We start from the raw sequence: 22,371 nt of genomic DNA, 5'->3' as shown, positions 1-22,371 counted from the left end.
GCACGACATTAATGCCTCGTAACCAGGTAGCGGCAGCAAAGCCAGTCATATCGCCAATTACACCCCCTCCCAAGGCGACCATTGTCGAAGAACGTTCTAGACGGTTTTGTAAAGCAATGTCGTACAGTTTTTGGATCGAGTTCAGAGTTTTGTAGCGTTCTCCAGGTGGTAGGTTGTAACTAGTTACTTCAAAACCAGCCAATGTGAGAGATTCTATTGCTTTTGCGCCGTAATGCTTAAAAATGCTGGGATTAGAAACCACTAAAACCTTTTTACCAAGATTCAAAGTCGCCATTTTTTGACCAAGTTGATCTAAGCTTGAAGGTGCGATCGCAATCTCATAGGACTGCTGCGGTAGATTTACATTAATTACAGAAGTCATTGGCCATCCCCAAATAAGCGCTCGTGGGCTGTATTCTATCGCAATGTGGGGAGATGAGAGAAATTAGGGAGATCAGGAAACATTTTTCTACTCTCATTCCCAATGCCCCATTCCCCATTCCCCATTCCCCATGATTCAATAGATTAGTAAGTATTGTGGAGCAAGAAAAATGTTTGGAGTCATAGCTTATATTGCCTTTTTGTCAATCTTTATGGGGGTAGCTGTAGGTCTGCTGTTTGGTTTACGTTCCGCTAAGATTATTTAACGCCTCAAAGTTTCCCCTCTTCTTACGAGAGTTTCCAGCCCTAAAAACAAGATTTGTGATTAAATCTTGTTACCCTCCTCACTTGCCTACGGTGTATACACAAATTGGACTAGAGCTAATTTTCAGCCCTAGAAACATTATTCAAACAAAAATCCTGCTCCCCTCCTCGCTTGCGGGGAGGGGCTGGGGGTGGGGTCTTATGACACAAAAGAAAATTTCCCCACTTGTGTGTACACCGTAGCTTTTTACCAAGGAGAGGGGTTAGGTTCAATATTTTAATTGCGTCCCGAAAATATTCTGAAAAAACTAACCACAGAGGCACAGAGTACACTGAGGCAGATGAGTTTGAGAGGCTTCGCCGTGAGCGTCAGCCGATAGCGTAGCGTGGCGTTAGCCATACGGTTTTTTGCGTAAGACCTAAAGTAGTTATTATTAATTTTTTCTGACAAAACATTTTCTCTTCTTACCAGTAATAAGAGGTTGAAAGATGATCATTTATTGCCAAGACAGCTTTTCTGGTTTTATCCCTTTGGCAGAGAACCTAGAGAGACTCAGGCACAGTTTTATGGTGTGTCTAAGCTCACAAAATTTACTTATCAATCAAGTATATTTCAATATAAAAATAATTACGGTTTTTCAGTGTAAAAAATTTAAGCTTGAGCAAAAGACTAAAATTTGGGTATAGCTTCCGCAATTAATCTGTGTAACACTAGGAAGCTACCTCAAGCTATATTTTAACGGGAGGTCAGGCAATGGCTATCGCCACCATTAATCCCGCCACTGGGGAGACAATCAAAATCTTTGAGCCACTTAAGGATGCAGAAATTGCCTCTAAACTAGATTTGGCTGGTCAGACTTTTGAACAGTATCGGAAGACGAGTTTTTCTGTGCGATCGCAATGGCTAGAAAAAGCTGCAATAATTTTACAGCAAGAAAAAGCCGATTTTGCTAAAATTATGACCCTGGAAATGGGTAAAACTTATCAAGCCGCGATCGCAGAAGTTGAAAAATGCGCCCTGGTTTGTAATTATTACGCCGAACACGCACCGAGTTTCCTGGCTGATGTCGCCATTAAAACTGATGCCAGCCATAGTTTTGTGCGCTATGACCCAATGGGCGTAATTTTGGCTGTAATGCCGTGGAATTTCCCTTTTTGGCAAGTCTTTCGTTTTGCTGCCCCAACCCTGATGGCGGGCAATGTCGGCTTACTTAAACACGCTTCCAATGTGCCGCAGTGCGCCTTGGCAATTGCAGATATTATCCATCGGGCTGGTTTTCCTGAAGGGGCTTTTCAAACACTATTAATCGGTGCGGCTAAAGTTGCTGATATTATGGCAGATGACCGGGTGAAAGCTGCTACCTTAACCGGAAGCGAACCCGCCGGTGCATCCCTCGCCTCTGTTGCTGGTAAACAAATTAAAAAAACTGTTTTGGAGTTGGGAGGTAGTGACCCGTTTATTGTTTTAGAAAGTGCTGATTTAGAAACAGCCGTTGCTACAGCCACTTCCGCCCGGATGTTGAATAATGGACAATCATGTATAGCTGCAAAACGGTTTATTATTGCAGAGGCGATCGCACCTGAATTTGAAAAGTTACTGTTAGATAAATTTCTGGCGCTGAAAGTGGGTGATCCCATGCAACCAGATACTGATTTAGGACCACTAGCCACCCCTGATCTTCTTCAAGATTTACACCAACAAGTACAAACTGCTGTGAAAAGCGGCGGTAAAGTCCTCACTGGCGGACATTCTTTAGCAGATCGTCCCGGTAACTTTTACCCGCCGACGATTATTACAGATATTCCTTTAGATAGTGCGATCGCACAGGAAGAATTTTTTGGCCCGGTGGCATTATTATTCCGTGTACCAGATATTACAGCAGCGATTCAATTAGCTAATGCGACACCTTTTGGCTTAGGTGCAAGCGCTTGGACAAATAACGACCAAGAACGCGATCGCCTCATCGCCGAAATTGCAGCAGGTGCTGTATTTATCAACAGCATGGTTAAATCCGACCCCCGCTTACCCTTTGGTGGCATTAAGCGTTCTGGATACGGCAGAGAATTGAGTATTCAAGGGATACATGAGTTCGTCAATCTTAAAACCGTCTGGGTGCAGTGATTAGTCATTAGTCATTGGCAGTTATTTTACTCTGGTACAGCACAGACTAAATAAAGCAACTATTCCCAGTCAATTTTTTGACTTTTGACTTTTGACTTTTGACTTCCGCCCTGCGGCCAGTCCTTATTTATAACCAGTGAGGAAAAACGATGAATACAGCTGAATTGTTGGTACAGTGTCTGGAAAATGAAGGGGTACAATATGTTTTTGGTCTTCCTGGTGAAGAAAACTTACACGTTTTAGAAGCACTGAAACATTCTTCTATTCAATTTATTACTACTCGTCATGAACAGGGCGCAGCATTCATGGCGGATGTCTACGGACGTTTGACTGGAAAAGCCGGAGTCTGCCTTTCTACTCTTGGCCCTGGGGCGACAAACTTAATGACTGGAGTTGCAGATGCTAACCTAGATGGTGCGCCCTTAGTGGCAATTACTGGTCAAGTGGGAACAGATAGAATGCACATCGAATCCCATCAATATTTGGATTTAGTGGCAATGTTTGCCCCAGTTACTAAGTGGAATAAACAGATTGTTCGCCCTAGTATTACACCAGAAGTAGTCCGTAAAGCCTTCAAGCGATCGCAAACCGAAAAACCCGGTGCAGTTCACATCGATTTACCAGAAAATATTGCTGCTATGCCCGTAGAAGGTAAGCCTTTACGAAAAGATAATATCGAAAAAAGCTACGCTTCTTTTGCTTGTATTCGCGCAGCTGCGGCAGCAATTTCTCAAGCAGTTAACCCCATTATTTTAGTAGGTAATGGTGCTATTCGCGCTCATGCCAGTGATGCGGTGACACAATTTGCCACTCAAATGAATATGCCTGTGGCGAATACCTTCATGGGCAAAGGCGTAATTCCCTATACTCATCCTTTGGCTTTATGGTCAGTAGGATTACAGCAAAGAGACTTTATTACCTGTGGCTTTGATCATTCAGATTTGGTAATTGCTATTGGCTATGACTTAATTGAATTTTCCCCGAAAAAATGGAATCCTGAAGGCAATATTCCCATTATTCATATTGCAGCAACTTCGGCGGAAATTGACAGTAGCTATATTCCTAATGTCGAAGTTCTGGGGGATATTTCTGATTCCTTGAATGAAATTTTAAAACTAGCAGATAGACAGAATAAACCTCATCCCTATGCTATTAGCTTGCGGGAAAATATTCGTGCTGATTACGAACAGTATGCTAAAGATGATGGATTTCCCATTAAACCGCAAAAATTAATTTATGATTTACGGCAGGTAATGGGGCCAGATGATATTGTAATTTCTGATGTCGGCGCACATAAAATGTGGATTGCTAGACATTATCACAGCCACAGTCCCAATACTTGCTTAATTTCTAACGGTTTCGCTGCAATGGGAATTGCGATTCCTGGTGCTTTAGCCGCAAAACTGGTTTCTCCTCACCGTAAAGTTGTAGCAGCAACTGGCGACGGTGGTTTTATGATGAATTGTCAGGAATTAGAAACAGCCTTGCGAGTTGGTACTCCTTTTGTCACCTTAATATTTAATGATGGTGGCTATGGATTAATTGAGTGGAAACAAGAAAATCAATTTGGTAAAGGTAACTCATCTTTTGTCCATTTTGGTAATCCTGATTTTGTCAAATTAGCCGAAAGCATGGGTTTAAAAGGTTACAGAGTAGAATCTGCAACAGACTTAATCCCCATACTTAAAGAAGCCCTTGCTCAAGATGTACCTGCTGTTATAGATTGTCCCGTAGATTACCGCGAAAATCATCGTTTTAGCCAAAAAGCTGGCGAATTAAACTGCGAAGCTTAACCAGCTATACTGAAATTTATTCTTGGCGTGATCTAGACTAACTAGGCATAAAAGTTAGTTGTGAGGATAGGGAACAGGGAACAGGGAACAGGGAACAGTTTCAAGAGTTTAGTAGGGAAAATTTTTCCTTTGAATCAAACTTAAATGCAAGGTTTTCGAGTTCCCACTTCATAAAAGCTTGCACTTTTTCAATTTCAAACAGGCTAAAATCCTTTACCTGTAATGTTTTTAGATTTCTTCAGCCAGCCCTATTTAGACTAGATCACGCCACCACAGTACTTAAACCGTTTCTTGACTTTTGATTTTTGACTTCCGCATTGCGGATCTAGTCTTCATCTAGCGCCGGGAAAGCCTCCTCAAATCGCCATAAGTCATCTTTATTATTAAGAAACCAAACTCTAGTTTCCGGAGTTAATTGACTCCAAATAACATCACCAGGAATGTGGGGAGAAGCATATTGATATTGCAATCCCAAGTCTTTGAGATTTTGTTCTACATCTTTAGGAATGCCGAAATCTTGCCAGTTAACTTCTAGCTGTCTAATTGTAACTCCCGCCGCCGGATCGAAAATTAACTGAGCTGCTCTAATTAAATCAGCAAAATGTTTTGGTTTAAGACTGGCTATTTGCTGAATCTGGATTGATTGGTTATGCTCTTGAGACATTGTGACTGAATTGGGTAAAAATTGGTTATTTCTTGAAAATATTCGCAGAGATTTTTACCCCAATGCCCCTATTTTAGCGCATACCCTTTAATCTCGTGTCCAATTCTATTCAACTCAATTAGTATTTGCAGACCTATTGAGCGATACAGTGAAAAGTGAAATATATTCAGGAGGTAGCTGTGGTGCGTAAACGCTTGATTATTGAGATGGGTATGGGAATAGATCAACATGGACAGGAACCCACCGTAGCCGCAGCAAGAGCTGTCCGGAATGCGATCGCCCACAACGCCTTACCCGGTGTTTGGGAAGTCGCCGGTTTGAATGATCCCAATGAAATGATTGTAGAAGTTCAAATTGCCGTTCCCTATCCCGAACAAGTTAGAGAAGAAGAAGTCTTGGATGTATTACCTTTTGGGCGCAAAAGCTTAACCGTAGAATCTGGGGGCATGGTAGTACAAGGAAAAGCGATCGCCTCACTCAACGACAAAAATGATGAAATGTTAATAGCAGTCGCATCTGTGACAGTTTTAATTGAAACTTAAGCAGATAGCCTCACCAACTCGTGTGAGGTTACATTATTCAGCCTCATTCTTTAATTCTTCAGGTAATAGCTGATTCAGCTTATACTCAATAGCCGAGAGTTTCTTCAAAATAGTGGGGCGATCGCCATCCAAAGAAACCAACAAATTAGCGATAGACTCCTGTATATTAGTCAACCGAGCCACAGCATTCTGAAGTTGTACCATACCCTCCCGCAACTCTTGACGTTCCTGACGAGCATCAGCAATTTCATCCAACATCGCCTGAACAGTTTTAGCATTAGTCTCCATTAACTGTTTAATTTCCTTATCAGTCATAGCGATCGCACATTCAGATTAGTATTACTACCCATAATAAAAGGAAACGTCACCCCCATAGAAACCCAGCCAAAAAACTCTCCGCGTACCTCTGCGTTACCTCCGCGCCCCTTTGCGTTAAAAACTCCTCTCCTACATCCTCTCCAAAACCCGAATCCCCAGCAAATCCAAACCCTGCTTCAAAGTTCTAGCCGTCAAATCACACAAAACCAAACGAGAAGTCCGTAAAGGTTCCTCCGCTTCCAGCACCCGTACCCCCTGATTCCGGTCATAAAACTGATTAAACTTCTTACTCAATTCATACAAGTATTCACATAAACGATTAGGTCGTAATTCTTCCTCTACACCAAGAATAACCTCATCGAATTGCAGTAAATACTTAGCCAAAGCCAACTCCGTGTCATGCTGCAAAACCACCTTCACATTCTCACCCAGCGCAGCAAAATTAATCCCACCCTTGCGGCTAATTCCCTGAATCCGTGCATAAGCATACAACATATAGGGTGCAGTATTTCCCTTCAGATCCAGCATTTTATCGTAGCTGAAAATATAATCACTGGTACGGTTCTGACTTAAATCAGCATACTTCACCGCACTGATACCAACTACCTCAGCAACTTCACTAATAAATTCTTCAGTTTCTTCCCGTTCTTCTTCCTTTAATCTAGCTTCTAAATCTGCACGGGCGCGAATCACAGCTTCATCTAACAAATCCCGTAACCTGACAGTATCACCAGAACGAGTTTTAAATTTTTTCCCATCTTCCCCTAATACCAAACCAAAAGGAACATGAACAAGTTCCACATCATCAGGAACCCATCCCGCCTTGCGTGCGACTTGGAAAAATTGAGCAAAATGATTACTTTGTCCACAGTCTGTTACATAAACTATCCGTTTAGCTTCATCTTCCTGAATCCGATAACGCAAAGCTGCTAAATCTGTCGTCGCGTAATTATAACCACCATCCGATTTCTGCACAATCAAAGGCATAGGTTCACCTTCCCGGTTAGTAAAACCTTCCAAGAAAACCACCTGTGCGCCTTGATTCTCCACCAGTAACCCAGATTTTGCCAAATCTTCCACCACTGAAGGAAGCTGGGGATTATAGAAAGATTCTCCCCGTTCAATTACTTGCACATCCAGCAAGTCATAAATTACCTGAAATTCGCGCCGTGACTGTTCGCATAAAAGTTTCCAAGCATGAAGCGTATCTTCAGCACCTGCTTGTAATCTCACCACTTCCTGTCGCGCAGTCTCTTGAAAAGCCTCATCTTCATCAAAGCGCTGTTTAGCTTTGCGGTAGAAACTGACTAAATCTCCAATATCTAAAGCATTAGCAGTGGTTAGCGCTTCTGGGTAAACTTCCCGCAAGTAGGTAATCAACATCCCAAACTGCGTACCCCAATCACCGACATGATTTAAGCGCAGCACATCATGTCCCTGAAATTCCAAAATCCGCGCAATGGAATCACCGATAATCGTAGAACGCAAATGTCCCACGTGCATTTCCTTAGCAATATTCGGACTAGAGAAATCCACAATTTCTCGTTTTGGCGTTTCCGTCTTGGGAACTCCTAGTCTAGAATCTGCCTGAATAGCGTTGAGTTGTGCTTCTAAGTATGCAACTTTGAGCTTAAGATTGATAAAACCAGGCCCAGCTATCTCTGGCGTTTCACAAAAATCAGATACATCTAATTTCTCCACAATAGCAGAGGCGATCGCTCTTGGTTGCTGTCCCAACCTTTTACTCAGCGATAAAGCCACATTCGCCTGATAATCACCAAATTTAGGATTACTCGCAGTCACCAAAATCGGATCTACTCCGGCGTACTCATCGCCAAAAGCAGTCACTAAAGCTTGCTCAAGTTTAAATTTTAGTTGTTCTTGTGTAGCGTTCATATATAAATGTTATCTGTTTGTGAGAGGCTATAGCCAGCCTCAAGGCTCAATTATATTAGCTTGAAAATATAGTTACCGCTTGGGTAAAATTCCACCTCTAGTTGCGTGACACAGCTAATTTTGTGCATAAGCATAAATATTGTGGGGTATTGTGGGGTGGGCTTCTAGCCCGCCCAGAACATGCAAGATTCCTGTTCCACGAAACATCATGCAACATTTTCAGCTGGCCGCGCCACTAGATTAAGTGGTTTCATTGCACCAAGAGTCCCTGTAAAGTTATCCCAGGGAACACCCAGCAAGTTAGGTTAAATCGTCCCAATTTCTTTTAAATACACCCTAGTAAATGGTTCATCTTCTCCCAAGGTGTAGTCTTCAATTAACCCACGACGACGGATCGAAATATCGTTTTCTTTCTTCATCACCACCGTAGAATCATCAAAAATATCCCGTGCCAACATCATTTCCGTTTCTGTGGGATTATTTAAAACTACCACATTACTTCCCTGGTAAAACATCCCTTCTACTTCTAGGATGGATTCTTCATACTCAGCAATCAGTAAATCAAGTTTAGGGTTACGCAGCAAAGTTTGCACGTTACTATTGTAATCGTTGCGTAATGCTTTTTGCGCCCGATTCACAAACACTCCATCATGACAAACAGCACCTATTGTCCAGTCAGGATGTTGCGAGAGAATATGGTCAATTGTTGCTTGCAATTCCTCAACTGAAATTTTATTAAAAGTGATAATGGGTATGCGGGAATTTACCCCAGACTCAAAAAAGGTTTCTAAAATCCGGGATGGGACATCAACACTGTCACCAACAGCAGGATTAAGATGCATCAAAATTCCTGGTGCGGCGTTAATTTCTAGAATGGCGAAGTTGCTACTGGTCTTCCAAGATTCTGACAAATTTTCAGCAATGACATCAATACCCAGGCAAGTTAGCCGGAAGTGTTGGGCAATGTCTTGGGCTAAGATCATATTGTCATGATGAATTGTGGATGTAGCATCGATGCTCGTCCCTCCGGCGGAAAGATTGGCAACTTTGCGAAGATAAACAGTGCGTCCTTTTTTAATCACACTATCCAAAGAATAACCTTGTTCATCTAGATAAAGTTCCATCGCTTCATCACACTGAATTTTAGACATTGGCGAGGTGGGTGTATCTAAACGTGCTGGTTGGCGATTTTCGACGCGAATTAACTCTGCAATCGTTGAGTAACCATCACCTGTAACTGATGCGGGACGGCGTTCAATGGCGGCGACAAATTTACCATTGACACACAACAAGCGAAAGTCTGTTCCCGAAATGCTTTTTTCCACAATTATCCGCCTTGGCTGGTCTTCGGGAATTGCGACTAATGCACTACTATAAGCAGATTTGAGTTCTCTGGAATCTTGCACACCAGCTGTAACGCCAATTCCTTTGTGACCAACGACAGGTTTCACTGCTACTGGATAACGGATTTCTTTGGCTACAGCTAAGGCTTCTTTTTCAGAAAAAACAATATCACCTTCTGGGATTGGTAAACCCAATGTTTGCATGAATATCTTGCATTCATCTTTACGGGTGGTGAAATCTGAATCTAGATGGCTATCGCAATCAAAGGTTGTGGCTATACCACGAACTTGTTTTTTACCGTAACCATATTGCATCAGTGCTTCTGACCACAGATAAAAGGTGGGAATGCCTTTTTCGTAAGCTGTTCGCAATAGGGCGTAAACTGTGGGGCCGCCGTAAACAGAATCACGGAATCGTCTTTGCAGGGTGAGTAATTCCCCATCAAGGGAGAATTTTTTATCTTGGTTGATGGCTTCAAACCAATCCCAAACTAGGTAAATTACTGCTCTAGTAGTACGTTCATGCAACGATTCAATGCTAATGCAGGTATAATCTAAATATGGTTTGATACTCCAACGGTTGAGGTGTAGTCCCATGTCTAGCTTACCTACTTCTGAGGCAACTCTGGCAAATAGATGAGCGTGGGATTCGTAGGTTTGTTCGCGTAGATGCGGATAGCGATCGCCTATGCTAGAAATATAATCGTCAATGGGTAGCGGCTGTCTAGACTCAATGATCGCAAAGTCAAATACTAGCGCCCCTGTATTCAAATATGGGTTAGGCCCAAGGTAATGCTTAAAATTAAAAATATCGAATACATCAGTTTTTCTAGCATTAATGCGGACTAAACCTTTGCTTTTCTGTTGAACCATTAGATAATAAACCTTCAGCTAAACACCCTGAATCTATAATTTAATTTATTGATTAGCTAATTTTAGGAATTGTAGTCGAGTTTAGATGATTATTTGACAATTACTGGGCTTTTTCATATTAGACAAGATTATATGGATTTATTATACATTTTTTCCTACGCATTTTCAACCATCCCACAGGCTAATTTTATCTCTGTGACTCACAAAACAAATGATATCCGCCATTAAACACCATCTCTAACTTTTGAAAGATGAAATAAACTGCCAGTATTTATATACTCTAGCTAAAACATCTGCTAAAAAAGGACAATTCATCAATTATCCCTACAAAGTCTATGGATAAAATAGCTTATTTGAATTGAGTCGATGTCTAAAACAGATTGCGAGGAGACGGCAACCTATGAACAGTACACAAGCTGCTCTTAGAGATGAGATTCGTCAACTTGCTGATGAAGCTTTTCATCGCAAGCTAATTTCTGGTCATGGAGATGGACCAGATATGAACGAGTATCAGATTGTTTATCAGGGTAAGCCTAGACATATTCCACTGGAACAAGCTCGATTTTTTTTAATTAACTTGCTTTATAGAAGCCAAGTTTTGTAAAGCTCTTCCATTTAAATAATGACTGCAAAAAATCAGTTACCATTAGCCTGAGTGACTAGTACCACCATGAAGTCAAAAGTCTTATCATCTGGGCTTTTCATTGATTTCTGGCATCTGTTTATTTCCGCCGAATTGTACTAGAAAAAATGTAATATTGGTAATTTCCAACCATAGATTAATTACTAATTTACAACCCCTAATACTTCATTAAAAATAGCAAAACTAACATCAAAATACTAACTGGTAAATACTAAAAATGGTCTCTAGAGGTTGATCTAGAGGCTATTAACTTAGAAAATTTAATTTAGCAGCATTTCATTATTAATCTTCCTGGCAGTATCGTAATCTATCAATCGGATGATTTTCTGGTTATAATTGTCATGGTTTATTGAAAATAATGCATTAATTTATATCAGGAATGATCATGACAGCAAGTACAATTAAACGCCAACTAGTGATTATTGGTGGAGCTGAAGACAGAGACGGAGATTCCCAAATTCTGCGGGAGTTTGTGCGCCGGGCTGGAGGTATCAAGGCCAAAATAGTGATTATGACAGCTGCGGCAGAATTACCAAAGGATGTAGGAGAAAATTATATTAGAGTGTTTAAGCGTTTAGGCGCAGAAGGAGTTCGCATAGTTGACACAGAAACCCGTGATGATGCGTCTTCATCCACTGCTTTGGAAGCGATCGCCCAAGCAACTGGTATATTTTTTACAGGGGGCGACCAGGCTCGGATTACCAGCATCCTCAAAGATACAGAAATAGATGTCGCAATTCATCAACGGTTCTCTGAGGGTATGGTTATAGCCGGGACAAGTGCCGGAGCCGCAATCATGCCGGACACAATGATTGTGGAAGGCGATGCTCAAACCCATCCACGCATGGAAATTGTGGCAATGGGGCCGGGTCTTGCTTTTCTCCCAGGTGTAGTCATTGACCAACATTTTTCTCAGCGCGGACGCTTAGGACGCTTACTTTCAGCTTTAGTTCAAGAACCTGCCGGATTAGGATTTGGTATTGATGAGAATACCGCAATGGTAGTGACTGATCATCAAATTGAAGTCATTGGAGAAGGTTCGATCACAATTATTGATGAATCTGAAGCTACATATAACAATATGGGCGAAATCTTAAAAGATGAGCCATTGGCAATTTTTGGCGCAAAGCTCCATATCCTACCACATGGCTATAAGTTTGATCTCAATACTCGCCAGCCTATATTAAATTCAAGCTCTGTACCAAAGATCGCCATCCCAGTCAATTCAACAAACATCTAACCTTTAGTCATCTGTTTCTATAGAGTAACAATACTCATTGCTGAGTAATACCAGCAAATTGAGGCCTGTGATATCATAGGAGACTGCTGCATACATTTAAAATAAATACAAAGTGAATCGATTATGGCTCTGACGCAACAGCGCAAACAAGAAATAATGTCGAACTATCAAGTTCACGAAACCGATACTGGATCTGCCGAAGTTCAAGTAGCCATGCTAACTGACCGCATTAGTCGTCTTAGCTTACATCTCCAGGCAAATAAAAAAGACCATTCTTCCCGCCGGGGATTGTTGAAGATGATTGGACAGCGCAAGAGTCTTCTTGCCTATATTCAGAAAGGCAGTCGGGAAAAATATCAAGGTCTGATTGCTCGTCTCGGTATTCGTGGATAGGAACTATCGCTTATGTCTGCTGAAGAATCTGAGCGCGGTCGCTTACCTTTTGAACCAAAAACCAAGCGCCAAAAACCCCCGAAAGCTGTAAGCAAATCACAAGCACAGCCAAAGGCATCTGAAAAAAAAGCTGGTAAGCAGCCACCTTTCAATAAAGAAGAGATGGCAATTCCCCAAGTTGTCAGCCAAAGAATGATCCGGCGGGTAGCTGGATTCTGTGGCATACCAACAGCTTTGGGTATTACAACCCTAGTAGTCAGCTATTTACTGGCTATGTACTCCGAGATTCAATTACCTCCCATTGCCGTGTTATTGGTGAATATGGGATTATTTGGTATAGGAGTTGTGGGGATAACTTATGGTGTTCTCTCCGCTTCATGGGATGAAGAAAGAGCCGGAAGCTTATTGGGTTTGAGTGAATTTACTACCAATTGGGGTCGAATGGTCGAAGTTTGGCGCGAAACTCGGCAAAAAAACGTATGATGGTTGGCGCTCAGATACTAGGCTAACTAGTACCGTAGGGCGTTTGTCAAAAGTCAAAAAGTTTATTCTATAGGCTTGTTATTGGCTGAGAATAGTTACTTGATTTACGCCGTGCTGTACTAGGGTGTTGGGTGAATTTTCCAGTTAATGTTGAAGTTGAAATTTACTCACTTCAACATTACAAAGCAAAAATTGATGATATTTGATTAGACCTAATGCCAATAAAAATACTGAGCGCCCTCTGTTTTGCCATCATTGAATATTTAAACTAAATTTAAATTAAATACAAAGAAACAAGATAAATTGGCTCCTGCTTGTTTGAGGTTTAAGTCAACTAATCAGGTAATTTAAGATGATTGTAGTTATGAAAAGCGGTTCTCCAGAAATGGAAATCAACCGCATTAGCGAAGAACTAATTAGCTGGGGACTAACACCAGAAAAAATTATTGGTCAACACAAGGTAGTAATTGGTCTAGTAGGTGAAACAGCTAGTTTAGACCCATTACAAATTCAAGAAGTCAGCCCCTGGATTGAGCAAGTCTTGCGGGTAGAGTTACCATACAAACGGGCAAGCCGTCAGTTTCGTCATGGTGAAGCTTCTGAAGTAGTGGTTAATACTCCCGATGGAGACGTGATCTTTGGTGAACACCATCCTTTAGTAGTTGTTGCTGGCCCCTGCTCGGTAGAAAATGAAGAGATGATCGTGGAAACGGCACAGCGCGTTAAAGCCGCAGGAGCTAAGTTTTTACGTGGTGGCGCATACAAACCCCGGACTTCACCTTATGCCTTTCAAGGTCATGGCGAGAGTGCTTTAGAATTATTAGCCAAGGCGCGGGAAGTCAGTGGTTTGGGCATTATTACAGAAGTGATGGATGCTGCTGAACTGGATATCATTGCTGAGGTGGCTGATGTCATCCAGGTGGGAGCCAGGAATATGCAAAATTTCTCTCTGCTGAAAAAAGTGGGAGCGCAACCAAAACCAATTCTTTTAAAACGGGGAATGGCTGCGACAATAGAAGATTGGTTGATGGCAGCTGAGTATATTTTGGCAGCAGGCAATCCGAATGTGATTTTATGTGAACGAGGAATTAGGACTTTTGACCGCCAACACACTCGCAATACTTTGGATTTATCGGTAATACCAGTATTGCGAAAGTTAACTCACCTACCCGTAATGATTGACCCCAGTCATGGAACTGGTTGGTCTGATTTTGTGCCAGCAATGGCTATGGCCGCGATCGCAGCTGGAACTGATTCTCTGATGATTGAGGTTCACCCCAATCCGGCGAAGGCTTTATCTGATGGACCGCAATCTTTAACACCAGAACGTTTTGATCACTTAATGCAAGAATTAGGTGTAATTGCTAAAGCTGTCGGACGTTGGCCGCAACCGATAGTTGCTGTAACTAGTGCTGAGTTTTGAGTGCTGAGTGCTGAGTGCTGAGTGCTGAGTTTTGAGTAAGTTTCTTCTCCCCTGCCCCCTGCACCCTGCCCCCTGCCCCCTGCCCCCTGCCCCCTGCCCCCAGTCCCTTAACGCCTTCTGCCACCTGAGCGACTACGACTGCCTGAAGAACGTCCCCCAGAACCAAAACTATTGCCAGTTTTACGTTTGGTAGAACCGGATCTGTTAGAAGGTTTTAAGTTGCTGCTACCAAAACCGGAACCAGTGGGGCGATTTGTTGTAGTCGTGCGGGGTGTAGTGCGTACATTTGAATTAGCAGGAGATGATCTTTTAATGTTTCCTGTCGTGCGGAAAGTTGTCCGATTACGCTCAACTGCTGGTGGTGCATTGTAGCGAGTTCGATAGTTACTAACTGCTTGATTGTAGGTACTTCCATAACCACCGTAACCAGTTAAAACTCCTCCTGATTGATAAGTGGGTGGTACATAGTATTGGGGTCTAAATAACATATTGCCAATGGCCTGACCCGCAATGTTACCAGCTACAGCACCGGCGAAGGGGGCCCAAAAGTTACTTTCTCTTCGCACTATAACTGTTTCTTGTTGTCCCGTTTGAGGATTGGTTTGTGTTTCGGTGACGTTATGGACGTACTCAATTTTAAAATCTTCGGTCATATACAAGGCGGGTTGTCCATTCTCCACCTTTAGCGAAGTCTTTTTTCCCTCCTTAATTTCTTCATCGGTTAGCCTTGCCATTTGCAAATTTTCGGTTTTAAACGTTGGGGGTGTACTGTTAAGCAAAAACAGTGTGTACTCCCCAGTGGCATCATCAAAACTAGCTTGCTGTACCTGATATTGACCATCACTCAACTTGGTAGGAGTAGTGGTGCGGCTAACATTTCTACTTTGAGAGGCCGTTTCGTTAGAACTTCCACAGGCAACAGTTGTTAAGCACAAAGTCAGTGCTAAAAAAACAACTGTCAATTTTCGTAATATTGTCATGAGCATTTCACTATGTTTTCCTTTCGAGCTTAACAAGTTACAAAGGAATTAATTCTGGGTAATATTGCAACAGCTGATCATTAGTCAGTTCATCACCTAATTGTGCTGGGGAGAAATGTACCTGAATGGCTCGCAATTTTTCTTTATAGTGCAAATTGATCAGAGCTTTTAAAGCATCCTTTAAGGCTGGGATGTTGGACAGGTCGGTTTCCAAATCGGGAACGTCACCTTCATAAGCTACAGTCAGCATGACAATGACGTTACGGGTTACAGGGATGGAAAAAGATTCACTTGAACCAGAACTAACATCAAATTCTGCGCCGTAGCGTTCGCCAGAGTCATTAAATAATTCATTGACGTAATCTCCCGCCTCGCCTTCATCCCAAAAGACTTCACCTTCATTAGACGCAGACAGCCAGGTTTCATCATATCGCAAGAGAGTTTCGCAAATTTCTACTAATCCTTCTCCTAAATCGTGCAGATCACCATCAGCTGCGATCGCTTCCCGTGCTGTACTATTTAATACTCCTAAAATTGGTGCGACATCAGACCCAGCTAAATGCAAAAACAAGCGGCAGACTACGAAGCGAGTCCGACCCATCATTTGATTAAACGCTCGCATTTGCTTCCTCCATCATTTTGATCAATACACTGCAAAATCATAGCTCTACTATTGACTGATATAGCAAAAGCCATTGTTAAACTTGATGACTTCTGCTACATATTTTTTCCGGTTATGAATGAAAACCCTCATAATAACAAGTTTAATAGTTGATAAAGTAGGCAGAAAATACGTAGTTAAAATCAAAAATGAAAATTGGTATTTTAGGATTGGGACTGATAGGCGGTTCTTTGGGTTATGATTTGCGATCGCTTGGGCATCATGTTTTAGGAGTTAGTCGCCGTTCGTCTACCTGTGCAAGAGCGATCGCTTTAGGTAGCGTCGATGCCGCATCTGTTGATATGAGCCTGTTAGCAGCCGCAGATGTGGTTTTTATTTGCACACCTATTGCCCTGATTGTTCCCCAATTCCAGCAGTTAATTACTCATTTGCCTGTCACTACGGTAATCACTGATGTGGGTTCAGTTAAAGCACCCATAGTTGAAGCGATCGCTCCTTTGTGGTCCAATTTTATTGGTGGTCATCCCATGGCAGGAACCACAGATAGTGGTATAGAAGCGGCTCAACGGGACTTGTTTGTGGGTAAACCTTATGTTCTCACACCAGATGCAACAACACCAAAGACAGCGATGACAATTGTAGAAGAAATTGTGCGATCGCTTGGGGCTAATCTCTATTATTGCCAGCCAGAACAACATGACCGAGCTGTAAGTTTGATTTCCCATTTACCTGTCATAGTCAGTGCAGCCTTAATTGCTACTTGCATGGGTGAAACTGATTCCCAAGTGTTGCAATTAGCCCAAAATCTAGCTAGTTCAGGTTTTCGAGACACCAGCCGTGTTGGTGGTGGTAATCCAGAATTAGGGGTAATGATGGCGCAGTATAACCGCCAAGCATTGCTGAATTCACTAGCACAATATCGCCAAAATCTTGATGAATTAACTAACTTAATTGTGCAGTCAGATTGGGCAGATTTAGAATTGAAGTTGCAAGCAAACGGCAAAGCCAGACCAAAATTTGTGGAGTAATCTGAGGGTGCGTTACGCTATGTTAGCGCACCAAATTAACATAATGATGCCATTACGGAATCAGATGTCACACAATACCATCAACAAATCCTCCTAAACCCAATGCCAGGAAAATGCCGGACATGATCAATGGCATAGAATGATATTCATTTTCGGTTTTTACCTCTATTGTCATTCGTAACAGACAAACTTTTTCATCACCATATAACTGTTGTACCAGTAATCTCTTCTCTCTGGAGACAAGTACTAGCTTTCAGCCTAAAGTTCACAACTTCTTGCTAGTATCTACAGGCATCATAGAGATTGATATATATAAAGAGCAATTTTCCAATGACCATATACTTTTACAAGGTGTGGCAGCCTTATGGCTGTTTTTCTAACTTTTCTCGCCACGGCATCCAAATTCAGGGTACTTATTGGCCCACTGTGGAGCATTATTATCAAGCACAAAAGTTTGTCGGCAGCATAGATTCAGTAATTATACCAATGATTCACGCCGCCGAAACCCCAGAAGACGCTGCTGCTTTAGGACGTTGCCGCACTCGCCAAATCCGTCCAGACTGGGAGATTGTTAAAACTCAAGTGATGCGAGTAGCTGTACTTAAAAAGTTTCTGACTCATTTGGAGATTAAGGAAATTCTTCTTAGCACTGGTAATGAAACGCTGGTAGAAAATTCGCCAAATGATTATTTCTGGGGTTGCGGCGCAGAAAAAACTGGGCAAAATCATCTGGGCAAAATTCTCATGGGTGTGCGTGCAGAAATCCGCCAATCGCGAGTTTTTACAGTAATTTCTGGAGATAATCAGTTAGACTAAATGATATTAATTTAATCGTTACTGTGGCTGGGGAATGTTGTGATTTCCCCCAGTTAAATAACTAATACTAATTTTTCTGAAAATTTGTCTGTGAAATGTCAGTTTTTGGGCTTTTTGAATCAATACGGTTCAGTTAAGGTTCGTACTCTTCCTTTAGGTCATTTTTTTTAGCGTTCGCGTAGCGTGCGCGCAGCGCATACCGCCAAGTACGCCAAGGACACCAAGTCAGGAATGAGAAGAAAGCAATGCTGAATTGAACTGTATTGCTTTTTAAATTTCTTTATAAATAGAAATTTGTAATTTTTCCATCTAGATAATCCTACTATATACATTTTGTTATCAAAGCTATAAGATTAAATTATTAATAAACCCTTCTTAAGCATTAAGATTTTTTATAAACTTTTTGGATTAATTTTGAAGTGTGCCAGCAATGGAATTTATCTATAACTCTAACGATTTGCAGCCAATCCTCAACCATGAAAATTTATTGCATCGGATCACAAATCAAATTAGGCGATCGCTTGAACTTCAAGAAATATTAGCCGCTACAGTGGACGAAATGCGTTCATTTTTGGCTACAGACCGAGTAATAGTGTATCGATTTGACGCTGATAACAGTGGTGAAGTCATTGCCGAATCGATTCATGAACAGCGACTACCATCACTTTTAGGCTTGCACTTCCCCGCAGATGATATTCCCCAAAAAGCAAGAGAGTTGTTTATCTCAAGCCGGCAACGGTCTATAGTGGATGTAGCTAGTGGGACAATAGGACTATCACCGCTTAAAAACAGCGAAACTGGTCAATATTTCCCAAAAGAGCAGATATACTATCGGGAAATAGACCCATGCCATATTCAATACTTAACGGCAATGGGTGTACAGTCTTCCCTCGTTGTACCAATTTTACATCAAGAACCTAGAGAGCAAGGGGAATCAGTCAAGCGGCAACTGTGGGGTTTACTGGTGTCTCATCACAGCCAACCACGCACAATTTTGAAGCGGGAACTAAAAATAGTCCAACAAGTAGCCGATCAGGTAATGATCGCGATCGCGCAAAGCAATTTACTCACCGAAGCCCGTACTCAGCGTGAGCGAGAAACCACAATTAACAGAGTTACCACGCTGCTGCATCAACTACCCACAATCCAACTACAAGAAGCACTAGAAGAAGTCGTCACCGCATTTAACGGCATAGGTGGGAGAATTTATATTAATCACAGTGGCAAAACATATATATCAGGCGAACAGCCACAACTACTCCACGACTTAGAAAACACTAGCATCGAAGAACATCCAGTATGGCGAAACTGGATAGCTGAATTTAATCCAGGTGATACTTGGGCAGTTACTGACCTCTACAAAGAACAACGTTTGCGAGTTTTAGCTGCGGCATTCCAATCAACTCCAATTCGCGGACTCCTGGTAATTCCCCTATATGATCACCAAAATTTTATGGGTGTGATGAGCATCTTTCGCCCGGCATTTGATAGCGAAATTTTGTGGGCTGGACGGCATGACTCAAATCAGCGCCAACGACTACCCCGATTTTCCTTTAAACTTTGGCGAGAAGAAAGAAAGGGACAAGCACAGCAATGGAAACCCGAAGAAATTTCCCTGGGACAAGCTTTGTCTGCTCACTTCTCAATGGCAATTCACCAGCAGCAAATGTATGAACAAGTGCAGGGACTAAATACCAATTTAGAATCTCGCGTCCAAGAACAAACTGCTGAAATAGAAAAATCATTACGGCTGACCAAGGGAATCAAGCAAGTTACAGAGCAAATTCGCAGTACCTTAGACTTCCAAGCTACCTTACAAACCATTGTTAGCCAAGTTCGTCCCCTGCTAAACGCCGACAGAGTACTAATTTATCAGCTCATGGGTGAATCTGGTGGCGCGGTGACAGTAGAAGATATTAATGGCCAATGGCCGTCGGTATTAGGCATAAAAGCACCACTAGAATGCTTTCCTGATGAGGTTTCGCGTTTATATTGTCGGGGCAGAGTTAGAGCCATTAACAATATTGCCACAGACTCTTTAAATGATTGCAATCGAGAATTTTTGCAAAATATACAAGTGCAAGCTAACTTGATTGTGCCGATTAATATTAGTGAGGAACTCTGGGGATTACTGATTGCCCATCAATGTCATGCTCCCAGAAACTGGCAGGATACAGAAATTGATTTACTGCAACAGCTCGCAGACCAAGCGGCGATCGCAATTCAACAGTGTAAACTCTATGAACAAAGCTGTACTGCCGAAATCCAAGCCAAGGCAAAAGCTACACAATTAGAACAAGCTTTGTCGGAACTGCGAGAAACCCAAGCCAAATTGATTCAAGCTGAAAAAATGTCCAGTTTAGGGCAGTTAGTAGCAGGTGTAGCCCACGAAATCAACAACCCAGTTAACTTTATCTATGGCAATCTATCTCATGCTAATGACTATATTAAACAATTACTAGAGCTATTAAACCTCTATAATTTGCATTATCCCGACCCTGAGCATCAAATTAACTCATTAATCGAAGTGATTGATTTGGATTTCCTAATGGAAGATTTACCAAAAACTATCTCTTCAATGCAAATTGGCACAGACCGTATCCGTTCAATAGTGTTATCATTACGTAATTTTTCCCGTTTGGATGAAGCTGAAAATAAGCTTGTTGATATCCATGAAGGTATTGAAAATACTTTATTAATTTTGCAACATCGGCTCAAAGCAAGTGCCAATCTTACGAACATAGAAATCATTAAAGATTATGCCAAACTGCCTCGTATAGAATGTTTTGCTGGTCAGATGAATCAGGTATTTATGAATATTCTCAGCAATGCTATTGATGCTTTAGAGGAATCTAGAATCATAGATCAGGGTGCAAAGTCTTTGTCTAATCCAACAATTTGGATTTCTACTCAAATTGCCATAGACCAATCAATGCTGTTACTTCGCATTGCTGATAACGGTATGGGAATGAATCAAGAAGTGCAAAAGCGCATTTTTGACCCGTTTTTTACCACTAAGACAGTTGGTAAAGGTACAGGACTGGGATTAGCAATTAGCTATCAAATTATTGTAGATAAACACAGTGGCTCAATGGAGTGTATTTCAGAAATAGGCAAAGGAACAGAATTTTTGATTGAAATTCCTATAAAACATTCTAGCAACATTATATAGATTTTAAAATGTAAATAATTTTTGAGCTATGACTCCAGGAATATATCAAATTATTGAGATGTGTTGGGGCTATTTTATCATATCAAAGTGGATGAGTTTAACTGATGTCTGTCTTGTCCAAACCCAACACCACCCAACACGAAAGCTGATACAGCAGTTTGCAGGTAGATGAGGTATAAATAGGGCTGGCTGAAGAAATCTAAAAACATTACAGGTAAAGGATTTTAGCCTGTTTGAAATTGAAAAAGTGCAAGCTTTTATGAAGTGGGAACTCGAAAACCTTGCATTTAAGTTTGATTCAAAGGAAAAATTTTCCCTACTAAACTCTTGAAACTGTTCCCTGTTCCCTGTTCCCTGTTCCCTAATCTCCACAGATAACTTATTCAGCAAACCCTAATTGCATCCCTAGATAGATGAAACAAAAAGAGGAACTTATGAAAGCTAGTAGAAGTTTGGGTGTTGTTATTTAAATGGGTACAGTTAGGTGTAAGCTAATGTTAAACAGATAAATAAATTTAGAATAGCGCCTTATGTCAATTATTGCGCTCAGAGCCTGGTGTATTCAAGAATATGAGCCGATAGCAGAGCTGGAAAAACGTGCGCCAGATATTCGTCTCAGTAAAAAAAGCCTACTAAAATCAGCATTAAGAGCCGACTTTCTCGAAGATATTGACCATGTTAAGCAATCAACGTGGTTTGGGCGTTATTTAGAAGGTGAAAATATTGAATTTTATATTGAAGGTAGTGGTGGCTATTGCGTAGCTAACATTGATTTAATCAGTCATGAAATTTATTTTACCAAACAAGCATTGTTAGCTCAGTTAGAACCAACTATTTTTTTATCCTCCCAAACTGAGTATGCACCAGCGAGTGATGCCTTACGGGAGGAACTACAGAAAAGCTTGGAGTCTTTAAACAAGCGATCGCGTTTGCCTTTAACATTAGTAGAAGCATACCGCCCTAGCAATGCTCCCATCAGAATCAGCCGCGCGATGATGAGGAGAATCCGCAGGAGTTTGTTGTTTATCGCCGACACTACGCCCATTGCGAGTATTTCCGGTAAAGAAACTAATCAATTAATACCTAGTCCTAACGTCTGTGTAGAAATTGGCTATGCCATTCAGAGTAAGCGTTCTGAACAAATTTTGTTAGCACAGATGCAACACCCAGACTTTGAAGGGGATTTTCCCTTTGATTTGCCCACACAGCAAATTTTGCAATTTCAAGACAGTGCCGAACTGAGTAAAATGATCACTGGAGCTATGGAAACTCAGTTAGCACGATTTAAACTATTTTTCTAATTAGGGTTTGCTGAATAAGTTATCTGTGGAGATTAGGGAACAGGGAACAGGGAACAGGGAACAGGGAACAGCTT

General features: G+C 41.6%; 19 protein-coding genes and 1 pseudogene. 13 read left to right on the top strand and 7 right to left on the bottom strand.

What is annotated here, in order from left to right; genetic code table 11:
• A pseudogene (locus VB654_RS15070) lies at positions 1 to 382 on the bottom strand (3-dehydroquinate synthase); the annotation flags it as partial.
• Between the two features lie 169 nt (positions 383 to 551).
• Between VB654_RS15070 and petL the strand changes: the two are divergent.
• From petL to VB654_RS15055, 3 genes are all read left to right on the top strand, one after another.
• Complete coding sequence (gene petL / locus VB654_RS15065; RefSeq protein WP_323214593.1) at positions 552 to 647, top strand: cytochrome b6-f complex subunit PetL; 96 nt, start codon at positions 552 to 554, stop codon at positions 645 to 647.
• A gap of 752 nt (positions 648 to 1,399) precedes the next feature.
• Positions 1,400 to 2,767: an NAD-dependent succinate-semialdehyde dehydrogenase gene (locus VB654_RS15060; RefSeq protein WP_323214592.1), complete on the top strand. Its 1,368-nt coding sequence runs from the start codon at positions 1,400 to 1,402 to the stop codon at positions 2,765 to 2,767.
• Between the two features lie 149 nt (positions 2,768 to 2,916).
• Complete coding sequence (locus VB654_RS15055) at positions 2,917 to 4,560, top strand: acetolactate synthase large subunit (protein ID WP_323214591.1); 1,644 nt, start codon at positions 2,917 to 2,919, stop codon at positions 4,558 to 4,560.
• A 325-nt stretch (positions 4,561 to 4,885) separates the two neighbouring features.
• Here the strand turns inward: VB654_RS15055 and VB654_RS15050 are convergent, their stop codons facing one another.
• On the bottom strand, positions 4,886 to 5,224 hold the full coding sequence (locus VB654_RS15050) for a hypothetical protein (protein WP_323214590.1): 339 nt from the start codon (positions 5,222 to 5,224) through the stop codon (positions 4,886 to 4,888).
• Positions 5,225 to 5,403: 179 nt separating this feature from the next.
• Between VB654_RS15050 and VB654_RS15045 the strand changes: the two genes are divergently transcribed.
• Complete coding sequence (locus tag VB654_RS15045; RefSeq protein ID WP_323214626.1) at positions 5,404 to 5,766, top strand: Lin0512 family protein; 363 nt, start codon at positions 5,404 to 5,406, stop codon at positions 5,764 to 5,766.
• A gap of 33 nt (positions 5,767 to 5,799) precedes the next feature.
• Here VB654_RS15045 and VB654_RS15040 read toward each other — a convergent pair whose 3' ends face one another.
• The 3 genes from VB654_RS15040 to VB654_RS15030 form a co-directional block, all read right to left on the bottom strand.
• Positions 5,800 to 6,081, bottom strand: a complete 282-nt coding sequence (locus VB654_RS15040) for a hypothetical protein (RefSeq protein WP_323214589.1) — start codon at positions 6,079 to 6,081, stop codon at positions 5,800 to 5,802.
• Positions 6,082 to 6,213: 132 nt separating this feature from the next.
• Positions 6,214 to 7,980: an arginine--tRNA ligase gene (argS, locus tag VB654_RS15035; protein WP_323214588.1), complete on the bottom strand. Its 1,767-nt coding sequence runs from the start codon at positions 7,978 to 7,980 to the stop codon at positions 6,214 to 6,216.
• Between the two features lie 305 nt (positions 7,981 to 8,285).
• Entirely contained in the window at positions 8,286 to 10,196 is a 1,911-nt protein-coding gene (locus VB654_RS15030) for a cyanophycin synthetase (protein ID WP_323214587.1), read from the bottom strand.
• Between the two features lie 400 nt (positions 10,197 to 10,596).
• Here VB654_RS15030 and VB654_RS15025 point away from each other — a divergent pair, with 400 nt between their 5' ends.
• From VB654_RS15025 to aroF, 5 genes are all read left to right on the top strand, one after another.
• A complete protein-coding gene (locus VB654_RS15025) occupies positions 10,597 to 10,800 on the top strand; it encodes a hypothetical protein (protein WP_323214586.1) in 204 nt (67 codons plus the stop codon).
• 424 nt (positions 10,801 to 11,224) lie between these two features.
• On the top strand, positions 11,225 to 12,079 hold the full coding sequence (locus VB654_RS15020; RefSeq protein WP_323214585.1) for a cyanophycinase: 855 nt from the start codon (positions 11,225 to 11,227) through the stop codon (positions 12,077 to 12,079).
• 123 nt (positions 12,080 to 12,202) lie between these two features.
• Entirely contained in the window at positions 12,203 to 12,472 is a 270-nt protein-coding gene (rpsO, locus tag VB654_RS15015) for a 30S ribosomal protein S15 (protein WP_323214584.1), read from the top strand.
• A gap of 12 nt (positions 12,473 to 12,484) precedes the next feature.
• Positions 12,485 to 12,955 carry a PAM68 family protein gene (locus VB654_RS15010; RefSeq protein WP_323214583.1) on the top strand — a complete coding sequence of 157 codons (471 nt, stop codon included), beginning with the start codon at positions 12,485 to 12,487 and terminating at the stop codon, positions 12,953 to 12,955.
• 352 nt (positions 12,956 to 13,307) lie between these two features.
• Positions 13,308 to 14,378: a 3-deoxy-7-phosphoheptulonate synthase gene (gene aroF / locus VB654_RS15005; RefSeq protein ID WP_323214582.1), complete on the top strand. Its 1,071-nt coding sequence runs from the start codon at positions 13,308 to 13,310 to the stop codon at positions 14,376 to 14,378.
• A 107-nt stretch (positions 14,379 to 14,485) separates the two neighbouring features.
• On the opposite strand, the gene VB654_RS15000 is transcribed toward aroF, so the two are convergent.
• Both VB654_RS15000 and VB654_RS14995 read right to left on the bottom strand, forming a co-directional pair.
• Positions 14,486 to 15,364, bottom strand: a complete 879-nt coding sequence (locus VB654_RS15000; protein WP_323214581.1) for a hypothetical protein — start codon at positions 15,362 to 15,364, stop codon at positions 14,486 to 14,488.
• Positions 15,365 to 15,395: 31 nt separating this feature from the next.
• Entirely contained in the window at positions 15,396 to 15,980 is a 585-nt protein-coding gene (locus VB654_RS14995; RefSeq protein WP_323214580.1) for a DUF1517 domain-containing protein, read from the bottom strand.
• Positions 15,981 to 16,168: 188 nt separating this feature from the next.
• Between VB654_RS14995 and VB654_RS14990 the strand changes: the two genes are divergently transcribed.
• The 4 genes from VB654_RS14990 (at position 16,169) to VB654_RS14970 (ending at position 22,297) form a co-directional block, all read left to right on the top strand.
• Complete coding sequence (locus tag VB654_RS14990; protein ID WP_323214579.1) at positions 16,169 to 17,008, top strand: prephenate/arogenate dehydrogenase; 840 nt, start codon at positions 16,169 to 16,171, stop codon at positions 17,006 to 17,008.
• Positions 17,009 to 17,338: 330 nt separating this feature from the next.
• On the top strand, positions 17,339 to 17,824 hold the full coding sequence (locus VB654_RS14980; protein ID WP_323214578.1) for an NADAR family protein: 486 nt from the start codon (positions 17,339 to 17,341) through the stop codon (positions 17,822 to 17,824).
• Between the two features lie 430 nt (positions 17,825 to 18,254).
• Positions 18,255 to 20,996, top strand: coding sequence for a GAF domain-containing protein (locus VB654_RS14975; RefSeq protein ID WP_323214577.1), 2,742 nt, complete (start codon positions 18,255 to 18,257; stop codon positions 20,994 to 20,996).
• Between the two features lie 530 nt (positions 20,997 to 21,526).
• Positions 21,527 to 22,297, top strand: a complete 771-nt coding sequence (locus VB654_RS14970; RefSeq protein WP_323214576.1) for a hypothetical protein — start codon at positions 21,527 to 21,529, stop codon at positions 22,295 to 22,297.
• Positions 22,298 to 22,371: the final 74 nt, after the last annotated feature.

Source organism: Nodularia sp. UHCC 0506 (genome assembly GCF_034931045.1).
GTDB lineage: Bacteria > Cyanobacteriota > Cyanobacteriia > Cyanobacteriales > Nostocaceae > Nodularia.
The sequence above is the reverse complement of the archived record's forward strand: the minus strand, read 5'-3'. Positions and strand labels throughout refer to the sequence as shown.

Excerpts from the sequence above, each read along its gene's own strand:
- VB654_RS15030 (WP_323214587.1), bottom strand. The coding sequence starts at position 10,196 with ATGGTTCAACAGAAAAGCAAAGGTTTAGTCCGCATTAATGCTAGAAAA.
- VB654_RS15040 (WP_323214589.1), bottom strand. The coding sequence starts at position 6,081 with ATGACTGATAAGGAAATTAAACAGTTAATGGAGACTAATGCTAAAACT.
- VB654_RS14995 (WP_323214580.1), bottom strand. The coding sequence starts at position 15,980 with ATGCGAGCGTTTAATCAAATGATGGGTCGGACTCGCTTCGTAGTCTGC.
- VB654_RS14980 (WP_323214578.1), top strand. The coding sequence starts at position 17,339 with ATGACCATATACTTTTACAAGGTGTGGCAGCCTTATGGCTGTTTTTCT.
- VB654_RS15000 (WP_323214581.1), bottom strand. The coding sequence starts at position 15,364 with ATGCTCATGACAATATTACGAAAATTGACAGTTGTTTTTTTAGCACTG.
- aroF (WP_323214582.1), top strand. The coding sequence starts at position 13,308 with ATGATTGTAGTTATGAAAAGCGGTTCTCCAGAAATGGAAATCAACCGC.
- VB654_RS15055 (WP_323214591.1), top strand. The coding sequence starts at position 2,917 with ATGAATACAGCTGAATTGTTGGTACAGTGTCTGGAAAATGAAGGGGTA.
- argS (WP_323214588.1), bottom strand. The coding sequence starts at position 7,980 with ATGAACGCTACACAAGAACAACTAAAATTTAAACTTGAGCAAGCTTTA.
- VB654_RS14975 (WP_323214577.1), top strand. The coding sequence starts at position 18,255 with ATGGAATTTATCTATAACTCTAACGATTTGCAGCCAATCCTCAACCAT.
- rpsO (WP_323214584.1), top strand. The coding sequence starts at position 12,203 with ATGGCTCTGACGCAACAGCGCAAACAAGAAATAATGTCGAACTATCAA.
- VB654_RS14970 (WP_323214576.1), top strand. The coding sequence starts at position 21,527 with ATGTCAATTATTGCGCTCAGAGCCTGGTGTATTCAAGAATATGAGCCG.
- VB654_RS15010 (WP_323214583.1), top strand. The coding sequence starts at position 12,485 with ATGTCTGCTGAAGAATCTGAGCGCGGTCGCTTACCTTTTGAACCAAAA.
- VB654_RS15050 (WP_323214590.1), bottom strand. The coding sequence starts at position 5,224 with ATGTCTCAAGAGCATAACCAATCAATCCAGATTCAGCAAATAGCCAGT.
- VB654_RS14990 (WP_323214579.1), top strand. The coding sequence starts at position 16,169 with ATGAAAATTGGTATTTTAGGATTGGGACTGATAGGCGGTTCTTTGGGT.
- petL (WP_323214593.1), top strand. The coding sequence starts at position 552 with ATGTTTGGAGTCATAGCTTATATTGCCTTTTTGTCAATCTTTATGGGG.
- VB654_RS15020 (WP_323214585.1), top strand. The coding sequence starts at position 11,225 with ATGACAGCAAGTACAATTAAACGCCAACTAGTGATTATTGGTGGAGCT.
- VB654_RS15060 (WP_323214592.1), top strand. The coding sequence starts at position 1,400 with ATGGCTATCGCCACCATTAATCCCGCCACTGGGGAGACAATCAAAATC.
- VB654_RS15025 (WP_323214586.1), top strand. The coding sequence starts at position 10,597 with ATGAACAGTACACAAGCTGCTCTTAGAGATGAGATTCGTCAACTTGCT.